At 70.3% G+C, this 18,398-nt stretch carries 19 protein-coding genes; 12 read left to right on the top strand and 7 right to left on the bottom strand.

Translation table 11 applies throughout. The features are described 5' to 3' along the window. Positions 1-116: 116 nt before the first annotated feature. Positions 117-1,457: a helix-turn-helix transcriptional regulator gene (locus J7E87_RS02705; protein ID WP_215089418.1), complete on the bottom strand. Its 1,341-nt coding sequence runs from the start codon at positions 1,455-1,457 to the stop codon at positions 117-119. A gap of 451 nt (positions 1,458-1,908) precedes the next feature. Between J7E87_RS02705 and J7E87_RS02700 the strand changes: the two genes are divergently transcribed. Then, positions 1,909-2,541 carry a TIGR03086 family metal-binding protein gene (locus J7E87_RS02700; protein WP_215089416.1) on the top strand — a complete coding sequence of 211 codons (633 nt, stop codon included), beginning with the start codon at positions 1,909-1,911 and terminating at the stop codon, positions 2,539-2,541. A 128-nt stretch (positions 2,542-2,669) separates the two neighbouring features. Then, positions 2,670-3,011 (top strand): hypothetical protein, encoded by a 342-nt coding sequence (locus J7E87_RS02695; protein WP_215089414.1) that lies wholly within the window; start codon positions 2,670-2,672, stop codon positions 3,009-3,011. Between the two features lie 46 nt (positions 3,012-3,057). Here J7E87_RS02695 and J7E87_RS02690 read toward each other — a convergent pair whose 3' ends face one another. From J7E87_RS02690 to J7E87_RS02680, 3 genes are all read right to left on the bottom strand, one after another. Beyond that, positions 3,058-3,516, bottom strand: coding sequence for a CBS domain-containing protein (locus tag J7E87_RS02690; RefSeq protein WP_215089412.1), 459 nt, complete (start codon positions 3,514-3,516; stop codon positions 3,058-3,060). Positions 3,517-3,642: 126 nt separating this feature from the next. Next, a complete protein-coding gene (locus tag J7E87_RS02685; RefSeq protein ID WP_215089410.1) occupies positions 3,643-3,942 on the bottom strand; it encodes a hypothetical protein in 300 nt (99 codons plus the stop codon). 348 nt (positions 3,943-4,290) lie between these two features. After that, positions 4,291-5,607 (bottom strand): hypothetical protein, encoded by a 1,317-nt coding sequence (locus J7E87_RS02680; RefSeq protein ID WP_215089813.1) that lies wholly within the window; start codon positions 5,605-5,607, stop codon positions 4,291-4,293. Positions 5,608-5,701: 94 nt separating this feature from the next. Between J7E87_RS02680 and J7E87_RS02675 the strand changes: the two genes are divergently transcribed. From J7E87_RS02675 to J7E87_RS02640, 8 genes are all read left to right on the top strand, one after another. Then, on the top strand, positions 5,702-7,480 hold the full coding sequence (locus J7E87_RS02675; RefSeq protein WP_308312824.1) for a cellulase family glycosylhydrolase: 1,779 nt from the start codon (positions 5,702-5,704) through the stop codon (positions 7,478-7,480). 73 nt (positions 7,481-7,553) lie between these two features. Further along, on the top strand, positions 7,554-8,852 hold the full coding sequence (locus J7E87_RS02670) for an alpha/beta fold hydrolase (RefSeq protein ID WP_215089406.1): 1,299 nt from the start codon (positions 7,554-7,556) through the stop codon (positions 8,850-8,852). 54 nt (positions 8,853-8,906) lie between these two features. After that, positions 8,907-9,509, top strand: coding sequence for a helix-turn-helix domain-containing protein (locus J7E87_RS02665; protein ID WP_215089404.1), 603 nt, complete (start codon positions 8,907-8,909; stop codon positions 9,507-9,509). 60 nt (positions 9,510-9,569) lie between these two features. After that, positions 9,570-10,538 carry an NADPH:quinone oxidoreductase family protein gene (locus J7E87_RS02660; RefSeq protein WP_215089402.1) on the top strand — a complete coding sequence of 323 codons (969 nt, stop codon included), beginning with the start codon at positions 9,570-9,572 and terminating at the stop codon, positions 10,536-10,538. After that, positions 10,535-11,752 carry an acyl-CoA dehydrogenase family protein gene (locus J7E87_RS02655; RefSeq protein ID WP_215089401.1) on the top strand — a complete coding sequence of 406 codons (1,218 nt, stop codon included), beginning with the start codon at positions 10,535-10,537 and terminating at the stop codon, positions 11,750-11,752. Before J7E87_RS02660 ends, J7E87_RS02655 begins: the two co-directional genes overlap by 4 nt. Continuing rightward, complete coding sequence (locus J7E87_RS02650) at positions 11,749-12,837, top strand: acyl-CoA dehydrogenase family protein (RefSeq protein WP_215089399.1); 1,089 nt, start codon at positions 11,749-11,751, stop codon at positions 12,835-12,837. Before J7E87_RS02655 ends, J7E87_RS02650 begins: the two co-directional genes overlap by 4 nt. Before the next feature lie 555 nt (positions 12,838-13,392). Next, the gene (locus J7E87_RS02645) at positions 13,393-14,247 is read left to right on the top strand and encodes a phosphatidylinositol-specific phospholipase C/glycerophosphodiester phosphodiesterase family protein (RefSeq protein ID WP_215089397.1); all 855 of its coding nucleotides are present in this window, start codon (positions 13,393-13,395) and stop codon (positions 14,245-14,247) included. A gap of 131 nt (positions 14,248-14,378) precedes the next feature. Further along, a complete protein-coding gene (locus J7E87_RS02640; RefSeq protein WP_215089395.1) occupies positions 14,379-14,573 on the top strand; it encodes a hypothetical protein in 195 nt (64 codons plus the stop codon). On the opposite strand, the gene J7E87_RS02635 is transcribed toward J7E87_RS02640, so the two are convergent. Together J7E87_RS02635 and J7E87_RS02630 are read right to left on the bottom strand one after the other, a co-directional pair. Next, positions 14,563-14,979, bottom strand: a complete 417-nt coding sequence (locus J7E87_RS02635; protein WP_215089393.1) for a hypothetical protein — start codon at positions 14,977-14,979, stop codon at positions 14,563-14,565. The genes J7E87_RS02640 and J7E87_RS02635 overlap by 11 nt on opposite strands. Positions 14,980-15,075: 96 nt before the next feature. Next, on the bottom strand, positions 15,076-15,432 hold the full coding sequence (locus J7E87_RS02630) for a DUF779 domain-containing protein (protein ID WP_215089391.1): 357 nt from the start codon (positions 15,430-15,432) through the stop codon (positions 15,076-15,078). Positions 15,433-15,578: 146 nt separating this feature from the next. On the opposite strand from J7E87_RS02630, the gene J7E87_RS02625 reads away from it, so the two are divergent. Together J7E87_RS02625 and J7E87_RS02620 are read left to right on the top strand one after the other, a co-directional pair. Continuing rightward, positions 15,579-16,145, top strand: coding sequence for a dihydrofolate reductase family protein (locus tag J7E87_RS02625; protein ID WP_215089389.1), 567 nt, complete (start codon positions 15,579-15,581; stop codon positions 16,143-16,145). Between the two features lie 60 nt (positions 16,146-16,205). Then, positions 16,206-16,652 (top strand): nitroreductase family deazaflavin-dependent oxidoreductase, encoded by a 447-nt coding sequence (locus J7E87_RS02620; protein ID WP_215089387.1) that lies wholly within the window; start codon positions 16,206-16,208, stop codon positions 16,650-16,652. 362 nt (positions 16,653-17,014) lie between these two features. On the opposite strand, the gene J7E87_RS02615 is transcribed toward J7E87_RS02620, so the two are convergent. Further along, a complete protein-coding gene (locus J7E87_RS02615; RefSeq protein ID WP_215089385.1) occupies positions 17,015-18,067 on the bottom strand; it encodes a GAF domain-containing protein in 1,053 nt (350 codons plus the stop codon). Positions 18,068-18,398: the final 331 nt, after the last annotated feature.

The raw sequence follows: 18,398 nt of genomic DNA, 5'->3' as shown, positions 1-18,398 counted from the left end.
CGGCGGACCGTATATGACCGGGCACGTTCACGTGTACGCCGAGACCACGGCTGCGCCGGCCCCGCCGGGGGCTGACCTCAGCGCTGCGGGATCGCCGGCCCCGCCGGGGACTGCCCTCAGCGCTGCGGGATCGACGGAGCCGCCGGGGCCGGTCCCAGGGTCGTCGTGCCGGGGGCTGCCCGGTGGCCCAGTCCCGTGCGGTACGCGTCCAGAGCGGCCTCGGTACGGCCGCTGCGGCGCAGCAGGTCGCCCAGCAGACGGCACAGGTCGGCGAGGTCGCCGCTGGCTCCGCTGCGCTCCAGCAGGGCCAGCGCCACGACGTAGTGCTCCTCGGCGGACTCTGCCTCCCCCCGCTCCTCGGCGATCAGCCCGAGCAGCCGGTGCGCGCCGCCCGCGTGCACCGCGCCGTGCTGGTCGCCGAGTTCCAGTAGCGCCGCGAGCAGGCCTGCGGCCTCGTCGTGCCGCCCGAGCCGTCTCAGTACATCGGCCAGCTCCACCTCCACCTGGGCGGTATAGAGGACAGCCCCCTTGGCGGTCAGCATGTCGCGCGCGGTTCGCAACTCCTCTTCGGCGAGGGCAAGTTCGCCGTTCTGTGCCTGGATGTAGCCGCGCATCCAGTGGCAGTGTGCGAGGTCGGTCCGCAGTCTCAGCTGCCGGTAGATCGCCTGGGCCTTGGCGAGCGAGGCGTCGGCGTCGGCCGTGCGCCCTTCGGCGAGGAACGTACGGGCAACCTGCCGGTGCATGCCCGCCACCAGCGCCGGGTCGTTGACCTGCGGCGCCAGCGCCAGGGCGAGTTCGGCGGCGTGCGCGGCGCGGGCGTGGGCGCCCATGTCGATGTACGGGCCGATGACTGCGGCGTACAGCAGTACCAGCGCCTCGGGGTCGGCCAGCCCGCTCGCTCCGAGCTCGTCGATGGTGGACTCAAGGAGATAGCACGCGTAGCGCAACTCCCCGGCCAGGAGGTGCGAGATGGCGCGGCCCCGGATGGCGCGGGCCCGGCGGGGCAGCGGTTCACCGGCCAGGAGCCGCTCCGCAGCCTCGAAGTGCCGCCCGGCATTGGCCAGTTCACCGGTTTCCAGAGCGCAGTCGCCAAGTCCGAGCAGCGCCTCGGTCTGCTCGGGAACGAGGTCGAGGTGTTCCGCGTCGGTGAGGAGCCGCCGGTAGCGGACGGCAGCCTCGTCGGCGGCCCCGGTGGCGAGCTGCTGCTGGGCGTCGGTGAGGGCGAGCCGTAGCTCGGTGGCCAGATGGGCGGGGCGTCCGGTGGCCAGCTCCTCGAACGACGTGCCGAGCCGCTCCGCGAGGAAACGCAGTGCGGTCTCGGAGGGCCGGACCTTGCCGGACTCCAGGGTCGAGACGTAGGCGGGCGTGTATGAGGGTTCGGCCAACTGTCGCTGTGTCAGTCCGCGTTGGTTACGCAGTCGCTGCACCCGCTGGCCGATCTCGGCCGGTTCGTCCATGGGACCCCCTGGTTTATTAACTCCCCAGTATCCAGGGGCAGTAGGCATTGCGCACGTCCTGCCCCCGACTGGTTCGAGCAACTCGTTCATCGCGATTGCACGGCCACTTGGCTTCCCTGTCAGGGGAGGATTTCATGCGTTCAGCAGGGCGCGGCGTCATGGCGGCGGCAGGCGTGGCCGCTGCCCTCGCGGCCGTACTGACCGCCGCACCCGGCGGCGCGGCGGCGGACCAGGTGACCCGGCGGGGCCGGTGTCGAGGTCGGGGTACCGGGGCCGGAACACGGCACAGCCGCCCGGTCCGGCCACTCGCGCGTACCGCAGGAGGACGTCCGGTGTGCTCCGACGTCACGGGTGCGTGCCCCGGTCGACCGATGAGTCCTTGCCACGGCGACGGTCCAACTGGTGCACCCTCAATAGGGTTCCAACCCTGCCCACCCAAGGCGCGACGGTCATGCCCGACTGGACAAGCGCCCGCAACCCCCAGGGAACGAGAAGGAACATGAACGCGATCGCCGACCGTTATCGCCGACACGCCGACGCCTTTGAGCACAAGGTCGCCGCCGCGGGCGCCGACCAGTGGTCCAACCAGTCACCGTGTGAGGACTGGACGGCCCGGGCCGTCGTGGGCCACATCATCGACATGCACGGCGTGATGCTCCGCCCCCTCGGCCGCTCACTCAGCCCTGCGCCGTCGCTGAAGGACGACCCGCTGGGAGCCTTCAAGTCCGCCCGCGCCGACATCCAAGCCGTGCTCGACGACCCCGAGAGTGCGGGGACGGAGTGCGACACCCCCAACGGCCGTATGACGGTCGAGCAGCAGATCGACCAGGTCATCAGCGATGACCTGGTGCTTCACGGGTGGGACCTCGCTCGGGCCACCGGACAGGACGACAGGATGGACCCGGCAGACGTCGAGCGCATGTGGTCGTCCACGTCGGCGCTGCCGAAGGAAGTGCTGGAGATGCTGCGCACGCCGGAAGCGTTCGGTCCCGGCGTGAAGGTGTTCGGTCCGGAGGTGTCGGTCCCCGCGGATGCCCCGCTGCAGGACCGGCTGCTCGGTCTGATCGGGCGCGACCCACGCTGAGCCTTCGCCCGGAAGCCCGGCGGTCGGGAGGGGCTTGTACCCCGGCCGGCCGCGCACCGGATGCCGCCCTGCCGGGAACCCGGCAGGGTGGCCTCCACCAGGACGTTTCCGCACATGGAGGACTGCCCATGTCCGTGACCGATCAACGGCGCCTCCGCGTCGCCGCCGGGGCAGCGCTCCTGACCATCGCCGCTACAGGCTGCTCGGGACTCGGCCGCACCGCGGTGGGCACCGTCTCGTATGCGACCGAGGGGGAGCGCCCTGTGATGGTGTCCAACCCCTTGGTCACAGGCTGCCACCGCCTGGCGCCCGCCGGTGCGACCGAGGTCGTCAACAACACCCTGGTCGACATGATCCTCTATCCCAGCCGCAACTGCTCCGGGCATGGGACGACGTATGTGGCGACTGCCACGTCCAACCGCACCGCGCCCCGCGCCCCCGCGTGGCACAGCTACACCATCGTCCACTGAGCGTTTGTCGTGACGGTGCTGGTGGCGGGAGCCTCGGGTAGACCCCTCAGCCTTCGGACCGGCCGGGCATCGAAGCAGTCGCGTATACCCGGCTCGCGAACTCCGCGATCTGTTCGTCGCTCAGGTTCTTCGCGAGATTGGCCTCCGTGATCATGCCGACCAGTCGGTGGCCGCTCCGGACGTCGATCACCGGCAGCCGCCTGATCTGGTGTTCCTCCATGGTCGTCAGCACCTCGGTGGCATCTGCCTCGGCATCGATCCACTGCACCTTGGCGTTGAGGGATCCGGCTTGCACGCTCGCCGGGTCGATACCTTCGGCGCAGCACTTCACCACGATGTCACGGTCGGTGACCAAGCCGGTGAGCCTGTTGTTGTCGCCGCAGATGGGCAGGCAACCGACGTCGAGATCGCGCATCATCTTGGCCGCCTCGAACAGCGACTGGTGCGCACCGACACACTGCACGCCACCGGACATGATGTCTCGGGCTCGCAGCTTCTCAGCCATGATTCCTCCCGTCCTCGAGAGCGTTGTGTCCTTCGCCATCGATCACAACACGAATGGCGCAACACCGCTCCCCGGGTCCGTCGGCGAGCCGGAGCGCCGCGCGCGGGTGGGCCGGGGTCTGCGTTGTCATGGCTCCAGGTGGCTGTATCCCACCTCGAAGCGTTCGACCGAGACAACCCGTTGACCTTCCCGCCGTGCGACCTCCTCGCGGAGCCGGGCCGTTCGGTCCTCGCTGGCCTGCATGGTCTGTTGGTCCTCCCACAAGGTCAGCGACGTGGCCTTCCCGGAGGCTCGGTCAACGAGGTAGTACACGCCCCGGAAGCCGGGAACGTCCTGGACCCGTTCGAGAATCGCTTCCCAGTTCGCGGTCAGGTCTCCCTCCGCGGGAACCGGTGATCCCTGATAGGTGCTCAGCCTCGCGAACATCGCTGCCAACCTCCTGCCCGGCTGCCGGCCGGGGGGACAGGCAGCTCCAGGACCAGGGTGCTCCGGCATGCGGCACCCCGCATGCCGAGCTACGCCATGTCCTCGCCGGATCACGCGTGCACCTGTCGGGTTCGCGCTCAGGCGACGGCTGCGGGCATGGCGACGCCGGTGAGGCGTTCGGCTTCGGTCCACGGGCGGACGTTGGTGGCGGTGTCCAGGGCCTTGCGGGTGGTGCGGGCGGTCGTCGTGGGGCCGACCAGTCCGAATCGTCCAGAGGCGGTTGATCGTCGCGGCGGTGGTCTGTCTGCAGGTGGTCCGGCGCTGGATCGGTGACTCCGGAGGCAGCTTCTAGGCCGGGCGGCCGGAGTGCAGGCTTTCCAGCCGCCGTTGCAGCACCTGCAGCGCCCCGCGCTGACGGCCGGGGACAATGCGGCGCAGCCTGACGAGAGTGGGCGCGAGCGCCCGCGCCCGCGGCAGGTCCCGAATCTGCTCCCACTGGTGATGTGCGCGATCGACCGCGCCTTCGACGTCCGGGTCGTCCAGCGCCTGCCGACGCGTCAGCCGGGCTTCGGCGGCAGCCATCCACAGCTCGCAGCTGAGGCCCGGATCCCGCGCGAGCCGGGCCAGATCGGCCCGTACTTCCAGCCAGTGGATCGCCTGCACCGAACCAGGCCCGTGGGTTCGCAACTCCTGCTGCTCCCAGGCGGCGGCAGCGGCGGCCGCCTCGGTGTGCCGCCCGGCCTGGGCGGCGGCGAGGATCGCCGGATGCGGATCGTCGGGCGAGGGCACGGCAAGTGCGGTCGCGACGGGCCGGGCCGTAGCCTGCCGAACGGCCGCGACCTGCGGGGGTGCGCTCTGCGTGGCCGGGCTCGGGGTCCCGATCCGGTGGGGTGCGATGTGCGTGACCGGGCTCGGTGCGGCCGCGATCTGCTCGGGCGCGATCTGCTGGGCTGCGATCTGCCTGGCCGGTCCCCAAGTGGCCGCGACCCGCTGTTCGGCCGGTGACGTACTGGCCGTCAGCAGCAGCGCTCCATCGCCGCCGGCCCGCCCGGCGGCCTGCTCGTGCAGCGCGGCCAGGTCCGGGCGTGCTCCACTGCGCCAGATCGCGGCGCACGCCTTGAGATAGTCGGGCGTCGCGGCGGGCCCCCGCCGCTGCGGCGCCGGGGCGACACGCCCGTACAGACGATTGCCGTGCCCCAGGGCGAGGCCCTGCGACGCGACGTGCTGCCACGCCTCGGCGTCGGCGACCAGGTCGACGACCACGGTCGTGGTGCCAGGGGGCCGGATCGCCGTTTCGGCGGCCAGCCAGTGCCAGGGAAGCGCTGTATAGCGCATCGTCGTCGGTGTGCTGCGGGCGAGCGCGAGGTGCAGCAGCCGCTGCTTGCGGTCCAGTTGGAGCTGCCCGGCGATGTACACGAACAGCGGCCCTTCCGCGGCCGCCGCCGACCGGATCCGGGTCAGGACGGTCTGCGGATCGAGGGGATCGGCGAGCTCGATCACTGTCGCGGCCGGTGTGCTGGTCAGCGCGCTGGGCGGTACGGCCGCGAGCGCGGGCAGCACGGAACTCGCGTCGATCAGACGCCCCTTGCCGACCGGCGCGGCCGCGATCAGCAGCGCGGTCCCCGGCGCCGCTGAGTCCCCTCCGGTGATCACCACACCCAGCACCGTAGCCGACGCCGCAGACACCGAAGGCGCCGTACGGTGTGGTGCCCACCTTGTCAATCCCGCCCAAGGGGCCTTTTCTCAGGGCCGCTACCGAATGGAACTCCACCGCGCCCGGGCCGACTCCCTCCCGGCGTCCGTGCCCACGGACCGGCGCAGCGACTCGCGCGGATTCACCGGGTCAGACGCCCAGAAGCGGGCGCGGCCCATCACCTCGCCGGGCTGCGACACGAAGTCGACGCTTGGCCATTCTTGTCATGACCCTTGCAGGGCGGCGTGGACGCTGCTATTTCATCCGGTTAGGAAAGTTTCCTTTCAGTCGTCCAGGCATCCAGTCATCCAGTCATCGAAGTTGAGTCCGCCCCCACCAGCCCAGGCAACGGAGACCCCCACGAGACCGGCACGGTTCTGGTTACGCTCGCTCGGCGGCGTCGGCACGCTCAGTGCCGCCCTTCTCCTCGGCCTCACCGCCGCACCCACCGCCCCGGCCGCCCCCACAGCGTCCGAGGGCCCGGCGGCGGACACCGCCGCAGCCATCACCCACGAGGCCGAAAACGCGGTCATCTCGCAAGGCGTCGTGGAGTCCAACCACACCGGCTTCACCGGCACCGGCTTCGTCAACTACAACAACGGCACTGGCAGTTACGTACAGTGGACGGTGAACGCCGCCCAGGCAGGCAGTGCGTCGCTGACCATCCGATACGCCAACGGCACCTCCACCAACCGCGCGATGGACATCACCGTCAACGGCGCCGCCGCGGCCACATCCCGCGCCTTCCCCGGCACCGGCGCCTGGACCACCTGGACGACGGCCACCATCACCGCGGATCTGAAAGCCGGCGCCAACACCGTCCGGGCCGCCGCCACCACCGCCGACGGCGGCCCCAACGTGGACCATCTCGCGGTCGACGCGGGCGGACCCGCCCCCGGCGGCAAGACCCCAGTCGAGATCAACGGGCAGCTCAAGGTGTGCGGCACCAAGCTCTGCAACCAGTACGGCAAGCCCATTCAGCTGCGCGGCATGAGCACCCACGGACTGCAGTGGTACAGCCAGTGCGTGACCTCGGGCTCGCTCGACGCCCTGGCCACCGACTGGAACGCCGACGTCCTTCGCATCTCGATGTACATCCAGGAGGGCGGCTACGAGACCGACCCGCGCAAGTTCACCGACCTGGTCCACTCGATCATCGAACAGGCCACCGCGCGCGGCATGTACGCGATCGTCGACTGGCACATGCTCAGCCCCGGCGACCCGAACCACAACCTCTCCCGCGCCAAGACCTTCTTCACCGAAATCGCGCGGCGCCACGCCAGCAAGAACAACCTGCTCTACGAGATCGCCAATGAGCCCAGCGGCGTGAGCTGGTCGAAGATCAAGAGCTATGCCGAGCAGCTCATTCCGGTCATCCGGCAGAACGACCCGGACACCCCCGTCCTCGTCGGCACCCGGGCCTGGTCCTCCCTCGGCGTCTCGGAGGACTCCGACGAGACCGAGATCGTGAACAGCCCGGTCAACGCGTCCAACATCATGTACACGTTCCACTTCTACGCGGCCTCGCACGGCACCGAGTACCTGAGCACTCTCTCCCGTGCCGCCGACAAACTCCCCATGTTCGTCACCGAGTTCGGCACCCAGACCGCGTCCGGCGACGGCGGCGACAACTTCGGCAGAGCCCAGCAGTACATCGACCTGATGGCGAGCAAAAAGATCAGCTGGTCCAACTGGAATTACTCCGACGACAGCCGCTCCGGCGCCGTCTTCAAGGGCGGCACCTGCGACAACAACGGTCCCTGGACCGGCACCGGGCCGCTCAAGCCCGCCGGCGTCTGGGTCCGTGAACGCACCAGGACCCCGGACGATTTCCCGACAGGCTGAGCCCGGCTCCGTACGTCTCCCGCCCGCCCGTGTGATCCCATGGGCGGGCGGGGGCGCACAGGACGGAGCAGCAGTGATCAGCTATCGCCAGCCGGGAATTCTTCTCACCGACCGGCACTTCACCGTCCCGCTCGACCACGCCGACCCGGCGGGGGAGCAGCTCGAGCTGTACGGCCGCGAGGTCGTCGCGAGCGGGCGGGCCGGCGCGGATCTGCCCTGGCTGGTGTATCTGGAGGGCGGACCCGGCTTCGGCGCCCGCCGCTTCATCGGCAAGCAGGCATGGCTGGGGCGGGCGGTGCAGGAGTACCGCGTACTGCTCCTCGACCAGCGCGGCACCGGCCGCTCCACGCCCCAGAACCGGCAGACCCTGCCGCTGCGCGGCGGACCGGAGGCCCAGGCCGACTACCTTGCCCATTTCCGGGCCGACAGCATCGTGCGTGACTGCGAGACCATCAGACCGCAGCTCACCGGCGGCGCGCCCTGGACCGTACTCGGCCAGAGTTTCGGCGGATTCTGTGCCACGAACTATCTCTCCACCGCCCCCGAAGGGCTGCGCACGGTGATCGTCAGCGGCGGTCTGCCCGCCCTGGACGCTACCGCCGATGACGTCTACCGGGCCGCGTACCCCCGCATCCAGCGCAAGGTTGAGGCGCACTACGACCGTTACCCGCAGGACGTGCGACGGGCCCGCCGCATCGCCGAACACCTCGCGGAGCACCGGCCCGTGCTGCCCGGCGGCTACCTCCTCACCCCAGAGGCCTTCCAGTCACTCGGGATCCTGCTCGGCGGCACAGACGGCAGCCACCAGCTGCACTATCTGCTCGAAGACGCCTTCGTCCGCACGGGGCAGGGCCACGAACTCTCCGACGCCTTCCAGCAGGGCGTGCTCGCCGTCCTCTCGTACGCGGCGCATCCGCTGTACGCGGTGCTGCACGAGGCGATCTACGCCCAGGGAGCACAGCCGACCGCTTGGGCCGCCGAGCGGGTGCGCGGCGAGTTCCCGCATTTCGACGCGGCGAAGACGCTGGCCGGCGACGGGCCGCTGCTGTTCACCGGGGAGAGCATCCATCCCTGGCACTTCGAGGTGGACCCCGCTCTGCGCCCGCTGCGCGAGACCGCCGAGCTGCTGGCCGCCCGCACCGACTGGCCCCCGGTGTACGACGCCGCCCGGCTCGCCGCCAATGCGGTTCCGGTCGCCGCGGCCGTCTACCACGACGACATGTACGTCGACACGGAGCACTCGCTGCGCACCGCCCGCACCATCCGCGGTCTGCGCACCTGGGTGACCGACGAGTACGAGCACGACGGAGTGCGGGCGAGCGGACCGCGCGTGCTCGACCGGCTGCTCGCACTCGCCCGCGATGACGCCTGACGCTGCGGACCGGCGGGATTGACAAACCATGTTGCTGTTTCCGCAAATGGATCCATGGACGAAGACGCACGGCTGGACTCTGTACTGGACGAGGTGGGGCCGCGGCTCCGCAGGATCAGACGGGAACGCGGGGCCACGCTCGGCGCGCTCTCGGAGGTGACCGGGATCTCCGTGAGCACCCTGTCCCGGCTGGAGTCGGGGCGGCGCAAGCCGAGCCTGGAGCTGCTGTTGCCCATTGCCCGGGCCCACCAGGTGCCGCTCGACGAGCTGGTCGGGGCGCCGCCGGCCGGTGATCCGCGGGTGCGGTCGAAGCCGATCGTCCGGCACGGCAGGACGATGCTGCCGCTCACCCGACAGCCGGGCGGCCTCCAGGCGTACAAGGTGGTGCAGCAGCCCGGCGGCGGCGAACCGGAGCCGCGCACGCACGAGGGGTACGAGTGGCTGTACGTCCTGTCCGGCCGGCTGCGGTTGCTGCTCGGCGACCACGATGTGGTGCTCGGCGCCGGTGAGGCGGCGGAATTCGACACTCGTGTGCCGCACTGGTTCGGCCCGGCGGGCGGGGGGCCGGTGGAGTTTTTGAGCCTGTTCGGTCCGCAGGGGGAGCGCATGCATGTGCGGGCCAGGCCGAAGCGCGGCGGACGGGGTCTTCCCGAGTAGGCAAGCGACCGCTTAGTATGTGGCGGAGTGGTACTGCCTACGGTTTGTGGAGGGCCCGAAATGCAGGCATGGCGAGTGCACCGGAACGGCGAGCCGCGCGAGGTGATGCGGCTCGAAGAGGTGGACCGGCCCACGCCGGGCGAGGGGCAGTTGCTGCTGAGGGTCCGCGCCGCGAACATCAACTTCCCCGATGCGCTGCTCTGCCGCGGCCAGTACCAGATCCGGCCGCCGCTTCCCTTCACGCCGGGCGTGGAGATCTGCGGCGAGACCGAGGACGGCCGCCGCGTGATCGCCAACCCCGCGCTGCCGAACGGCGGACTCGCCGACTATGTCGTCGCCGACGCCGCGGCCGTGCTGCCCGCACCCGATGCCCTCGACGACGCCGAGGCGGCCGCCCTGCACATCGGCTACCAGACGGGCTGGTTCGGTCTGCACCGCCGCGCCCACCTCCAGGCGGGCGAGACCCTGCTGGTGCACGCGGCGGCGGGCGGCGTCGGCAGCGCGGCCGTCCAGCTCGGCAAGGCGGCCGGCGCGCGGGTCATCGGTGTCGTCGGCGGAGCCGACAAGGCACGCGCCGCACGGGAGCTGGGCTGTGACGTCGTCGTCGACCGCCGCGAGGACGACATCGTCGCCGCGGTCAAGGATGCCACCGGCGGCCGCGGCGCAGACGTCGTCTACGACCCGGTCGGCGGCGACGCGTACGCCAAGTCCGTGAAGTGCATCGCCTTCGAGGGCCGGATCGTGATCGTCGGCTTCGCGAGCGGCGCGATCCCCACCCCGGGCCTCAACCACGCCCTGGTGAAGAACTACTCGATCGTCGGCCTCCACTGGGGCCTGTACAACCAGATGGACCCGGCCGCCGTCCGCGGCTGCCACGAGGAGCTGACCAAGCTCGCCGCCGAAGGCGTGGTCAAACCGCTGATCAGCGGGCGCGTGGCCATGAAGGACGCCGCCGACGCCGTCCAGCGGGTCGCCGACGGCACCACCACCGGCCGCCTGGTCGTCATCCCGGAAGGCGAGAGCCGATGACGGACGCCGCTGAACTGCTCACCCGTACAAAGGAGTTGCTCGCCGCGCACCCGCCGGCCGGCACCGACCGCACGGAGTTCCTGAAGGCACGCTTCGACGCGGGCCTGGCCTGGGTGCACTACCCGAAGGGGCTCGGCGGACTCGACGCCCCGCGCTCCCTGCAGGCCGTCGTGGACGCCGAGTTGACGGCGGCCGGCGCGCCCGAAAACGATCCGCGCCGTATCGGCATCGGCCTCGGCATGGCCGCGCCGACCATCCTCAAGTACGGCTCCCAGGAGCTGAAGCAGCGCTTCCTGCGGCCGCTGTGGGTGGGCGAGGAGGTGTGGTGCCAGCTGTTCAGCGAGCCCGGCGCGGGGTCGGACCTGGCCGCGCTCGCCACCCGCGCGGTACGGGACGATGAGGGCACCTCCCACTCGAGCGAAGCCGGGAGTGGGGGAGACTGGGTGATAAACGGGCAGAAGGTGTGGACGTCCAGCGCCCACGTGGCCCGCTGGGCGATCCTCATCGCGCGCACCGACCCCGATCTGCCCAAGCACCGCGGCATCACCTACTTCATCTGCGACATGACAGACCCCGGCGTCGAGGTGCGGCCACTGCGCCAGATCACCGGTGAGGCGGAGTTCAACGAGGTCTTCCTGACGGATGTGCGGATTCCCGACGCACACCGACTCGGCGAGGTCGGCGAGGGCTGGAAGGTCGCCCAGACGACCCTGATGAACGAGCGCGTCTCGATCGGCGGCAGCCGTATCCCGCGCGAGGGCGGCATGATCGGCCCGATCGCGCGGACCTGGCGCGAACGCCCCGAGCTGCGCACTCACGATACGCACCAGCGGCTTCTGACCCTGTGGGTGGAGGCCGAGGTCGCCCGGCTCGCCGGGGAACGGCTGCGCCAGCAGCTCGCCGCCGGACAGCCGGGCCCCGAGGGCAGCGGAATGAAACTCGCCTTCGCCCGCCTCAACCAGGAGATCAGCGGTCTGGAGGTGGAACTCCTCGGCGAAGAGGGCCTGTTGTACGGCGACTGGACCATGAGCCGCCCCGAACTCGTCGACTTCACCGGGCGCGATGCCGGCTACCGCTATCTGCGTTCCAAGGGCAACTCCATCGAGGGCGGCACCAGCGAGGTGCTGCTGAACATCGTCGCGGAACGCGTACTCGGGCTGCCCTCCGAGCCGCGCAACGACAAGGACGTCGCGTGGAAGGACCTGACCCGATGAACGCGCAGCCCGATCTGCTGTACTCCGAGGCCGAGGACGACCTGCGCGCCGCCGTGCGCTCCCTGCTTTCCGACCGCGGCGACACCGCGGCGGTGCTGGTGCGCGCCGAGGCGGGCGCGCCGTACGACCCCGAGCTGTGGAAGGCGCTCGCCGGTGACATCGGCGCGGCGGGTCTGCTCGTACCGGAGAAGCTCGGTGGGCACGGTGCCTCGCACCGGGAAGCCGCGGTGGTGCTGGAGGAGTTGGGCCGTGGAGTGACGCCCGCGCCGTACCTCACCAGCTCGGTGATCGCGACCGAGACGCTGCTCGCCCTCGACACCGAGACCGTGGAGGTCGCCGAACTGCTGGCCGCTCTCGCGGCCGGCCGCAGGACCGCTGTGCTCGCCGTACCGCTGTCGGCCTCTCCGTACGGGCCGCTTCCCGTCGACGCACCCAGGGTGACCGGGGTTGCGGACGCCGCCGTGGCCGATGTGCTGCTCGTGCTGAAGTCCGACGGGCTGTACGCGGTGGACAGGGCGAGCGCGAACGTCGAGGCGCAGACCCCGCTCGACCTGACCCGTCCGCTCGCCGCCGTCACCGTCGGCGACACCGCGCGGGCAACTCTCCTCGCGGACACGGCAACCGCCGAGCAGGCCGTACGCCGGGGACTGCTGGCCGGGGCCGGGCTGCTCGCCTCCGAGCAGCTGGGGCTCGCCGAGTGGTGTCTGGAGGAGACGGTCCGGCATACCCGCGAGCGACACCAGTTCAACCGGCCGGTCGGGTCCTTCCAGGCGCTCAAGCACCGTATGGCGCAGCTGTGGCTCGAAGTCGTCTCGGCCCGCGCCGCGGCGCGGAACGCCGCCGACGCCCTTGCGACCGGCAGCCCGGAGGCCCCTCTCGCGGTGGCCGTCGCGCAGGCGTACAGCTCCAGGGTCGCCGTGCACGCCGCGGAGGAATGCGTTCAGCTGCACGCGGGCATCGGCATGACCTGGGAGCACCCCGCGCATCTGTACCTCAAGCGTGCCAAGGCCGACGAAGTCGCCCTCGGCACGCCGGGACGTCACAAGGAGGCACTGGCCGAACTGGTCGGCCTCCAGGCCCCGTAGCGGACCGGAGCCAGTCGCACCCTCTGCGGCCGCCGCGCTGCCCACCGGCGCGGCGGCCGCACTGCTCGAACCCGGGCAGCGGCCTGGCAGGCGGCAAGGGCGCGAGGACTCGGCTGCCGTCGGCATCGCGTACGAGCCCGAGAGCCTCCGCCCGCTGCTCGGTCAAGGCGAGACGGTGACTCCAAGCTCTGCGACGGGCGGCGGGCGGCGGGCGGCGCGCGGCAGGGGGCTCCCGGTCTCGGCCTGCGGCCATCGGCGTCGTCTTCCAGCAGGCCGAGGCCCGCCTCCGACTGCCTGCGGCCAACGCTCCGGGCCGTCGGCCCGAAACGGGCCAGTGTGCGCCCGCATCGCACGCTCTCGCGGCAAGCGAGCCCCCGGGCAATGTCGCGCACCGCGTCTGCGCACCGCCCCGGAACTCCGAACGGCGCCCCGTTCCGCAGCGCCCCGCTGACGCCGCGGTGACAGATGGCCGAACACTTCCCCGGACACCGCCCCTTGGCGGCTGCGGCACGCATACTCCACGGTGTCCCGTCACCCGTCCCGCCCGGAGACACGATGCCGCTCACCACCCGCCGCAGAGCCGTCACCATCCTCGCCACCGCCCTGGCAGGAACCGTCGCCGCACCCGCGTACGCCCACGCGGCAGAGAGTGGGGGACACCGCCCCCTCCGCCGGGCCCACGCCCACAACGACTATCTCCACCAACGTCCCCTCCACGACGCCCTGTCGCACGGTTTCACCAGCGTCGAGGCCGACATCTTCCTGGTCGACGGGGACCTGCTCGTCGCCCACGAGCCCGCGGACCTCGACCCGGCCCGCACGCTGCGCTCGCTCTACCTCGACCCGCTGCTCGCCCGGGTGAAGGCCAATCACGGTTCGGTGTACCGCGGTCACCACCGACCCGTCCAGCTGCTGATAGACATCAAGACGGACGGCGTCGCCGCCTATCTCGAACTCGACCGTCAGCTGAGGAACTACCGGCGGATGCTGAGCAGCTGCTCCGACGGCCACGTCCGCCTCGACGCCGTCACCCCCGTCATCTCCGGCGACCGAGCCGCCCGCGTGCCCATGGAGGCCCAGCGCGTGCGCTACGCCTTCTACGACGGTCGGCTCGACGACCTCGGCAGCGCCGCCCCCGCCTCCTTCATCCCGCTGATCTCCAGCAACTGGACGCAGAGCTTCAGCTGGCTCGGCGTCGGCCAATTCCCCGCCGCCGAGCGGGAGAAGCTGCACGCGATCGTCGCCACCGCCCACGACCGCGGCCAGCGCGTCCGCTTCTGGGCCACCCCCGACGTCGCCGGGCCGGAACGCGACGCTGTGTGGACCGAGTTGCTCGCCGCCCGCGTCGACCACATCAACACGGACGACCTGGCCGGCCTCGAGCGCTTCCTCCGCGCACGCGGCCAGTAACGAGAAGCCCCCACCCCGAGCCCCGCGATACATCACCCATTCGGCGGACACGCCAGTCGGCCGTACGGGCCCTCCGTTACGCCACACTGACCACCAAATGCCGCAATTCCGCGCGGCGGAGGAGGTTGGCGATGGCCATTTCGATCTCAATGGTGCTGCTTCTGCTGGTGCTCGCAGTGATCTTTCTGCGCAACGGCGGTCTGAAGCTCTCCCACGCGATTGTCTGCGCCCTGCTCGGCTTCTTCCTCGCGGGCACGAGCATGGCGCCGACCATCCAGGACGGCATCGCGGCCACCGCGAACGTAGTCGGCAGCCTCAGGCCGTGACGTCCGCCGGCAGCTCGAAGTAGCTGCCGCGGGCGTCGTCCACGTGCACCACATGCCTGCCGACGCGGACGATCTGCGCCGGCCCCACCCGCCAGGAGCCGCACGCTCCTTCACTGTGCGGCAGCGGTGTCCACACCTCGAAGAACGTACTGCCGTCGGGGTTCACGCCCGTCTCGGTCATCCGGTCGCCCGACCGCTCCAGGGTGCCCGCATCCTCGCCCGGTTCCCCGACGTCGTGGTGGAAGCGGACGCGTTCACCGTCGTACGTGGTGACGCCGGCGAAGCCCCGGCTGTCCGCGTAATAGGCGTCGATCTGGAGCCAGACCACCCGCTCGTTCTCCCGCAGCGGTCCGCCGTCGCGGCTGATTCCGGCGCGCAGCCATGCGCCACGAGTGGGGGCGTTCACCTCCCCAGCATGCCAGCCCATTCGTCGGCCGGGGCGACCGTCATGACGCGTAACGTCGGACGGCGGCGCGCCCCTGCACCGCACCGCGGCCGAGGCTCAGCCCTCCACCACATGCGACCGGATCAGGAACCGCACTCCCTCCGGCGCCTCCAGCGAGAAGCCGCTGCCCCGGCCCTCGACCACATCGACGACGAGCCGGGTGTGGCTCCACACCTCGTACTGGCTTCTGGAGATCCAGAACGAGACCGGCTCCTCGACGCCCTCCACCCGGAGAGTCTCCAGGAGGACGTCGGACTCGCCCGTACGGAACTCGCCGTCCGGGTAGCACATGGGCGCGCTGCCGTCGCAGCAGCCGCCCGACTGGTGGAACATCAGCGGACCGTGGGCTGCCCGCAGCTGCCGCAACAGGCCGGCGGCCGCGGGGGTCAGCTCCACGCGCGGGGACTGTGTCATCCGTCCAGCAGAGCACCGGCGAGGTTGCAATGCCGTTGCGGCGCGTTCGCGGAGGATTTCTCGCCGGGGTGTCGATTGCGCGCCATCCCGTTCGACATACCTGTGAAGGCGCCCGCGGGGCGTGCCACTCACCAGGAGGAACAGCCATGCGGAAGATCATCTACTGGGTCCACACATCGCTCGACGCACACATCGACGGTCCTGGCGGAGCCTTCGACTGGCCCGTCCTCGGCCCCGAGCTCTTCGCCTACGGCGACGCCCTCAACGAGCGCGTGGACACCTTCCTCTACGGCCGCGTGGTCTGGGACATGATGTCCGGCTTCTGGCCCGACGCCGAATCGATGTCGAACGACCCGCACGACCTCGCCTTTGCTCCCGTTTGGCGGCGCACCCCGAAAATCGTCTTCTCCAGGACGCTGCAACAGCCCGAGGGGAACGTCCGGGTGATCGGCGGCAACCTCGCGGAAGAGGTCACCGCCCTGAAGGAGAGCCCGGGCAAGGACCTGCTGCTCACGGGCGGTTCGATCCTGCCGGGGGCTCTTACACAGCTCGGCCTGATCGACGAGTACCACATCGTCGTACACCCGGTGGTCCTCGGTGGCGGCAGGCCGCTGTTCCTCAAGCCGGAGGAGCGAGTGACCCTCCAGCTCGTCGATTCACGCTCGTTCGACTCGCGGACGGTGCTGCTGCGCTACGAACGCCCCCAGGGATGATTGCCTGGCTCCAAGGCGTTCAGCCTGGCAAGTGAAGTCTTCGACGATGGGATGGATGGCATGCCGCTTGAGGGTGAGTATGAGCCGAGCCCGGAGAAGTGGGTACGCGACCAGGTAGATGCGTACGAGAGGTCCGGCGGCACCGAGGGCACGATGATGCGGGGCCTGCCGGTGATCGTCCTGACCACCCGCGGGGCCAAGAGCGGCAAGATCCGCAAGTCCCCCCTGATGCGTGTGGAACACGACGGGACGTACGCGGTGGTCGCCTCGCTGGGCGGTGCGCCCAAGCACCCGGTCTGGTACCACAATGTCGTCGCCGATCCACGGGTGGAACTGCAGGACGGCCCGGTCCGCAGGGACATGACGGCCCGTGAGGTGACGGGGGACGAGAAGGCAGTGTGGTGGGAGCGCGCGGTCGCGGCGTATCCCGACTACGCGGAATACCAGGAGAAGACGGACCGCGAGATCCCGGTCTTCGTGGTCGAGCCGGCGGTCGAGCAGCACTGAGCCGGCGCCTCGCTCCACGCGCGATGCGCTGCGCGGCCACGGCGCATCGCCGGTCGGCACGGTGCCGCGTCACCGTGCCGGGTCGGCGCGGCTACTAGCCTCGGCGCGGCGTTGTCGGCGCGGATACTGGCAAGCGCCGCTCGGACCATCGCCATCCCGGGCATTCCGGCGAACTTCCCGAGCGAGCAGCCCCAGGTGAAGGGCTACGAGCCGAGGGCCGCCACCGTCTGACGTGTGCGGGTCTCCATCGCGCCATCGGCCGGGGTTGCCCGCGCGCGATCGAGTTCAGCGTCGGAGAGCACCACCGGGACGAGGCTCCCGGCCGCGGGGCGCGGCCGGGAACCACGATCGACGGTGAGGGTTCACCGTGGGTATTCGCCGGTTTCCAGTCGTCGGCCGGGGACCGCCCCGGAGAAGGCGCCTGAGCCCATCTGCTCGAACCGCTCCTGGACATTGGCCGCGAACACCCGCTGGTCGCTCTCGCGATAGGGCTGCCCGGTGATGTTCACGGCCACCGTCAGTACTCCGCTGATCGGTGCGTTGGGTGACGTTCGCACCGGAGTGCAGAGGAAGCTGAAGTCCTCAGGGGCGGGGGAGTCGTAGGTGGTGAGCGACGCCCGGGGGAGTGTGGTGGTCTTGCCGGTGCGGAAGGCTTCGTCCATCGCTTTGAAGACACCGACGGCCTCGAGCCCGGTCAGGACCTGCCTGCCCGGGCTGAACTGCGGGACCATGCCGAAGGCCGCGCCCTGCTTGCCGTTGGCGTAGCGCAGCAGGTGGTTCATTCCCTCGGTGAGCATGATGGGGAAGGGAGCGCCGTCGAAGACTGCGAACAGTTCCTGCTGCTGGGCTAGCAGGCTGTCGCGCAACTTGAAGTCCGACAGCAGGGTCTGGGCGAGTTCCTGCATGCCCTCCTTGAGCTTTCGGTCCCAGGTGCGGGCCACCATGTCGGCCACGCACACGGTGCCGAGGATCATGCCGGTGTTGTCCCGCAGTGGCGTGCCGAGGTACGAGCGTACGCCCATGTCGTTGACCAGTGGGTTGCCTCTGAACCGGGGGTAGTCGAAGACGTCGTCCAGGGCCAGTTGGGATCCCTGGGCCACCACATGGGGGCAGAAGCCGTAGTCACCGGGCGCTTCGCGGGCGATGTTGCTGAGGTCGAAGACGATGCCGCGACCGCCCTCGGTGTTCGCCTTGTCGTCGGGCGAGGTGGGCGGGACATACATGCCGCGGAACATCTGTCGCTCGTCGTTGATGAAGTTGACCATGGCCAGGGGTGACTGAGTGAAGCTGGCCGCAAGTCGAGCGACGCGGTCGAACGTCGCTTCGGCCTCAACGCTGTTGAGGCCCAGAACTTGCAGTCGCCGCCTCCGCTGCTCGCCCTCGCGCCGGGTCTGATCAGATGTCAGGGGATCCATGAATCCAGATGAAATCAGATCCGGGACCCGCGGGTCACCGGCACCGGAATCATTTCTGTATCACTTGTCACAGGCGTAGTCTCGGCGCCCCCGCGCGGCCACCCCGTTCCTGGCAGGCCCTGGGTGCAGAGGCTCAACCCCGCATCCTGTCCAGCCTGAGCAAGGTTTCAACCCCGGCCGATCACTTCCCGCCAATCCTTGAAGCAGGATCGAGCAGGAACGGTTGCGCATATGACAATCATGCGATGGGCAGGCTTGTCTTCGGCGATGGCGTGAACTCTCACGCGGCGCCGGACCGCGAATCCAGGTTCGGGCGTCCGGCGCAGAGTGG

Origin of the sequence: Streptomyces sp. ISL-1, from assembly GCF_018614585.1 — a bacterium.
In the GTDB taxonomy this organism is placed as follows: domain Bacteria; phylum Actinomycetota; class Actinomycetes; order Streptomycetales; family Streptomycetaceae; genus Streptomyces; species Streptomyces maoxianensis.
This window is presented reverse-complemented; position numbering and strand designations above follow the sequence as displayed.

Bases quoted from the DNA above. Each gene is read 5' to 3' on its own strand.
- J7E87_RS02675 (WP_308312824.1), top strand. From the start codon at position 5,702: ATGGAACTCCACCGCGCCCGGGCCGACTCCCTCCCGGCGTCCGTGCCC.
- J7E87_RS02650 (WP_215089399.1), top strand. From the start codon at position 11,749: ATGAACGCGCAGCCCGATCTGCTGTACTCCGAGGCCGAGGACGACCTG.
- J7E87_RS02620 (WP_215089387.1), top strand. From the start codon at position 16,206: ATGCCGCTTGAGGGTGAGTATGAGCCGAGCCCGGAGAAGTGGGTACGC.
- J7E87_RS02690 (WP_215089412.1), bottom strand. From the start codon at position 3,516: ATGGCTGAGAAGCTGCGAGCCCGAGACATCATGTCCGGTGGCGTGCAG.
- J7E87_RS02705 (WP_215089418.1), bottom strand. From the start codon at position 1,457: ATGGACGAACCGGCCGAGATCGGCCAGCGGGTGCAGCGACTGCGTAAC.
- J7E87_RS02625 (WP_215089389.1), top strand. From the start codon at position 15,579: ATGCGGAAGATCATCTACTGGGTCCACACATCGCTCGACGCACACATC.
- J7E87_RS02695 (WP_215089414.1), top strand. From the start codon at position 2,670: ATGTCCGTGACCGATCAACGGCGCCTCCGCGTCGCCGCCGGGGCAGCG.
- J7E87_RS02655 (WP_215089401.1), top strand. From the start codon at position 10,535: ATGACGGACGCCGCTGAACTGCTCACCCGTACAAAGGAGTTGCTCGCC.
- J7E87_RS02645 (WP_215089397.1), top strand. From the start codon at position 13,393: ATGCCGCTCACCACCCGCCGCAGAGCCGTCACCATCCTCGCCACCGCC.
- J7E87_RS02640 (WP_215089395.1), top strand. From the start codon at position 14,379: ATGGCCATTTCGATCTCAATGGTGCTGCTTCTGCTGGTGCTCGCAGTG.
- J7E87_RS02700 (WP_215089416.1), top strand. From the start codon at position 1,909: ATGCCCGACTGGACAAGCGCCCGCAACCCCCAGGGAACGAGAAGGAAC.
- J7E87_RS02665 (WP_215089404.1), top strand. From the start codon at position 8,907: ATGGACGAAGACGCACGGCTGGACTCTGTACTGGACGAGGTGGGGCCG.
- J7E87_RS02615 (WP_215089385.1), bottom strand. From the start codon at position 18,067: ATGGATCCCCTGACATCTGATCAGACCCGGCGCGAGGGCGAGCAGCGG.
- J7E87_RS02630 (WP_215089391.1), bottom strand. From the start codon at position 15,432: ATGACACAGTCCCCGCGCGTGGAGCTGACCCCCGCGGCCGCCGGCCTG.
- J7E87_RS02685 (WP_215089410.1), bottom strand. From the start codon at position 3,942: ATGTTCGCGAGGCTGAGCACCTATCAGGGATCACCGGTTCCCGCGGAG.
- J7E87_RS02660 (WP_215089402.1), top strand. From the start codon at position 9,570: ATGCAGGCATGGCGAGTGCACCGGAACGGCGAGCCGCGCGAGGTGATG.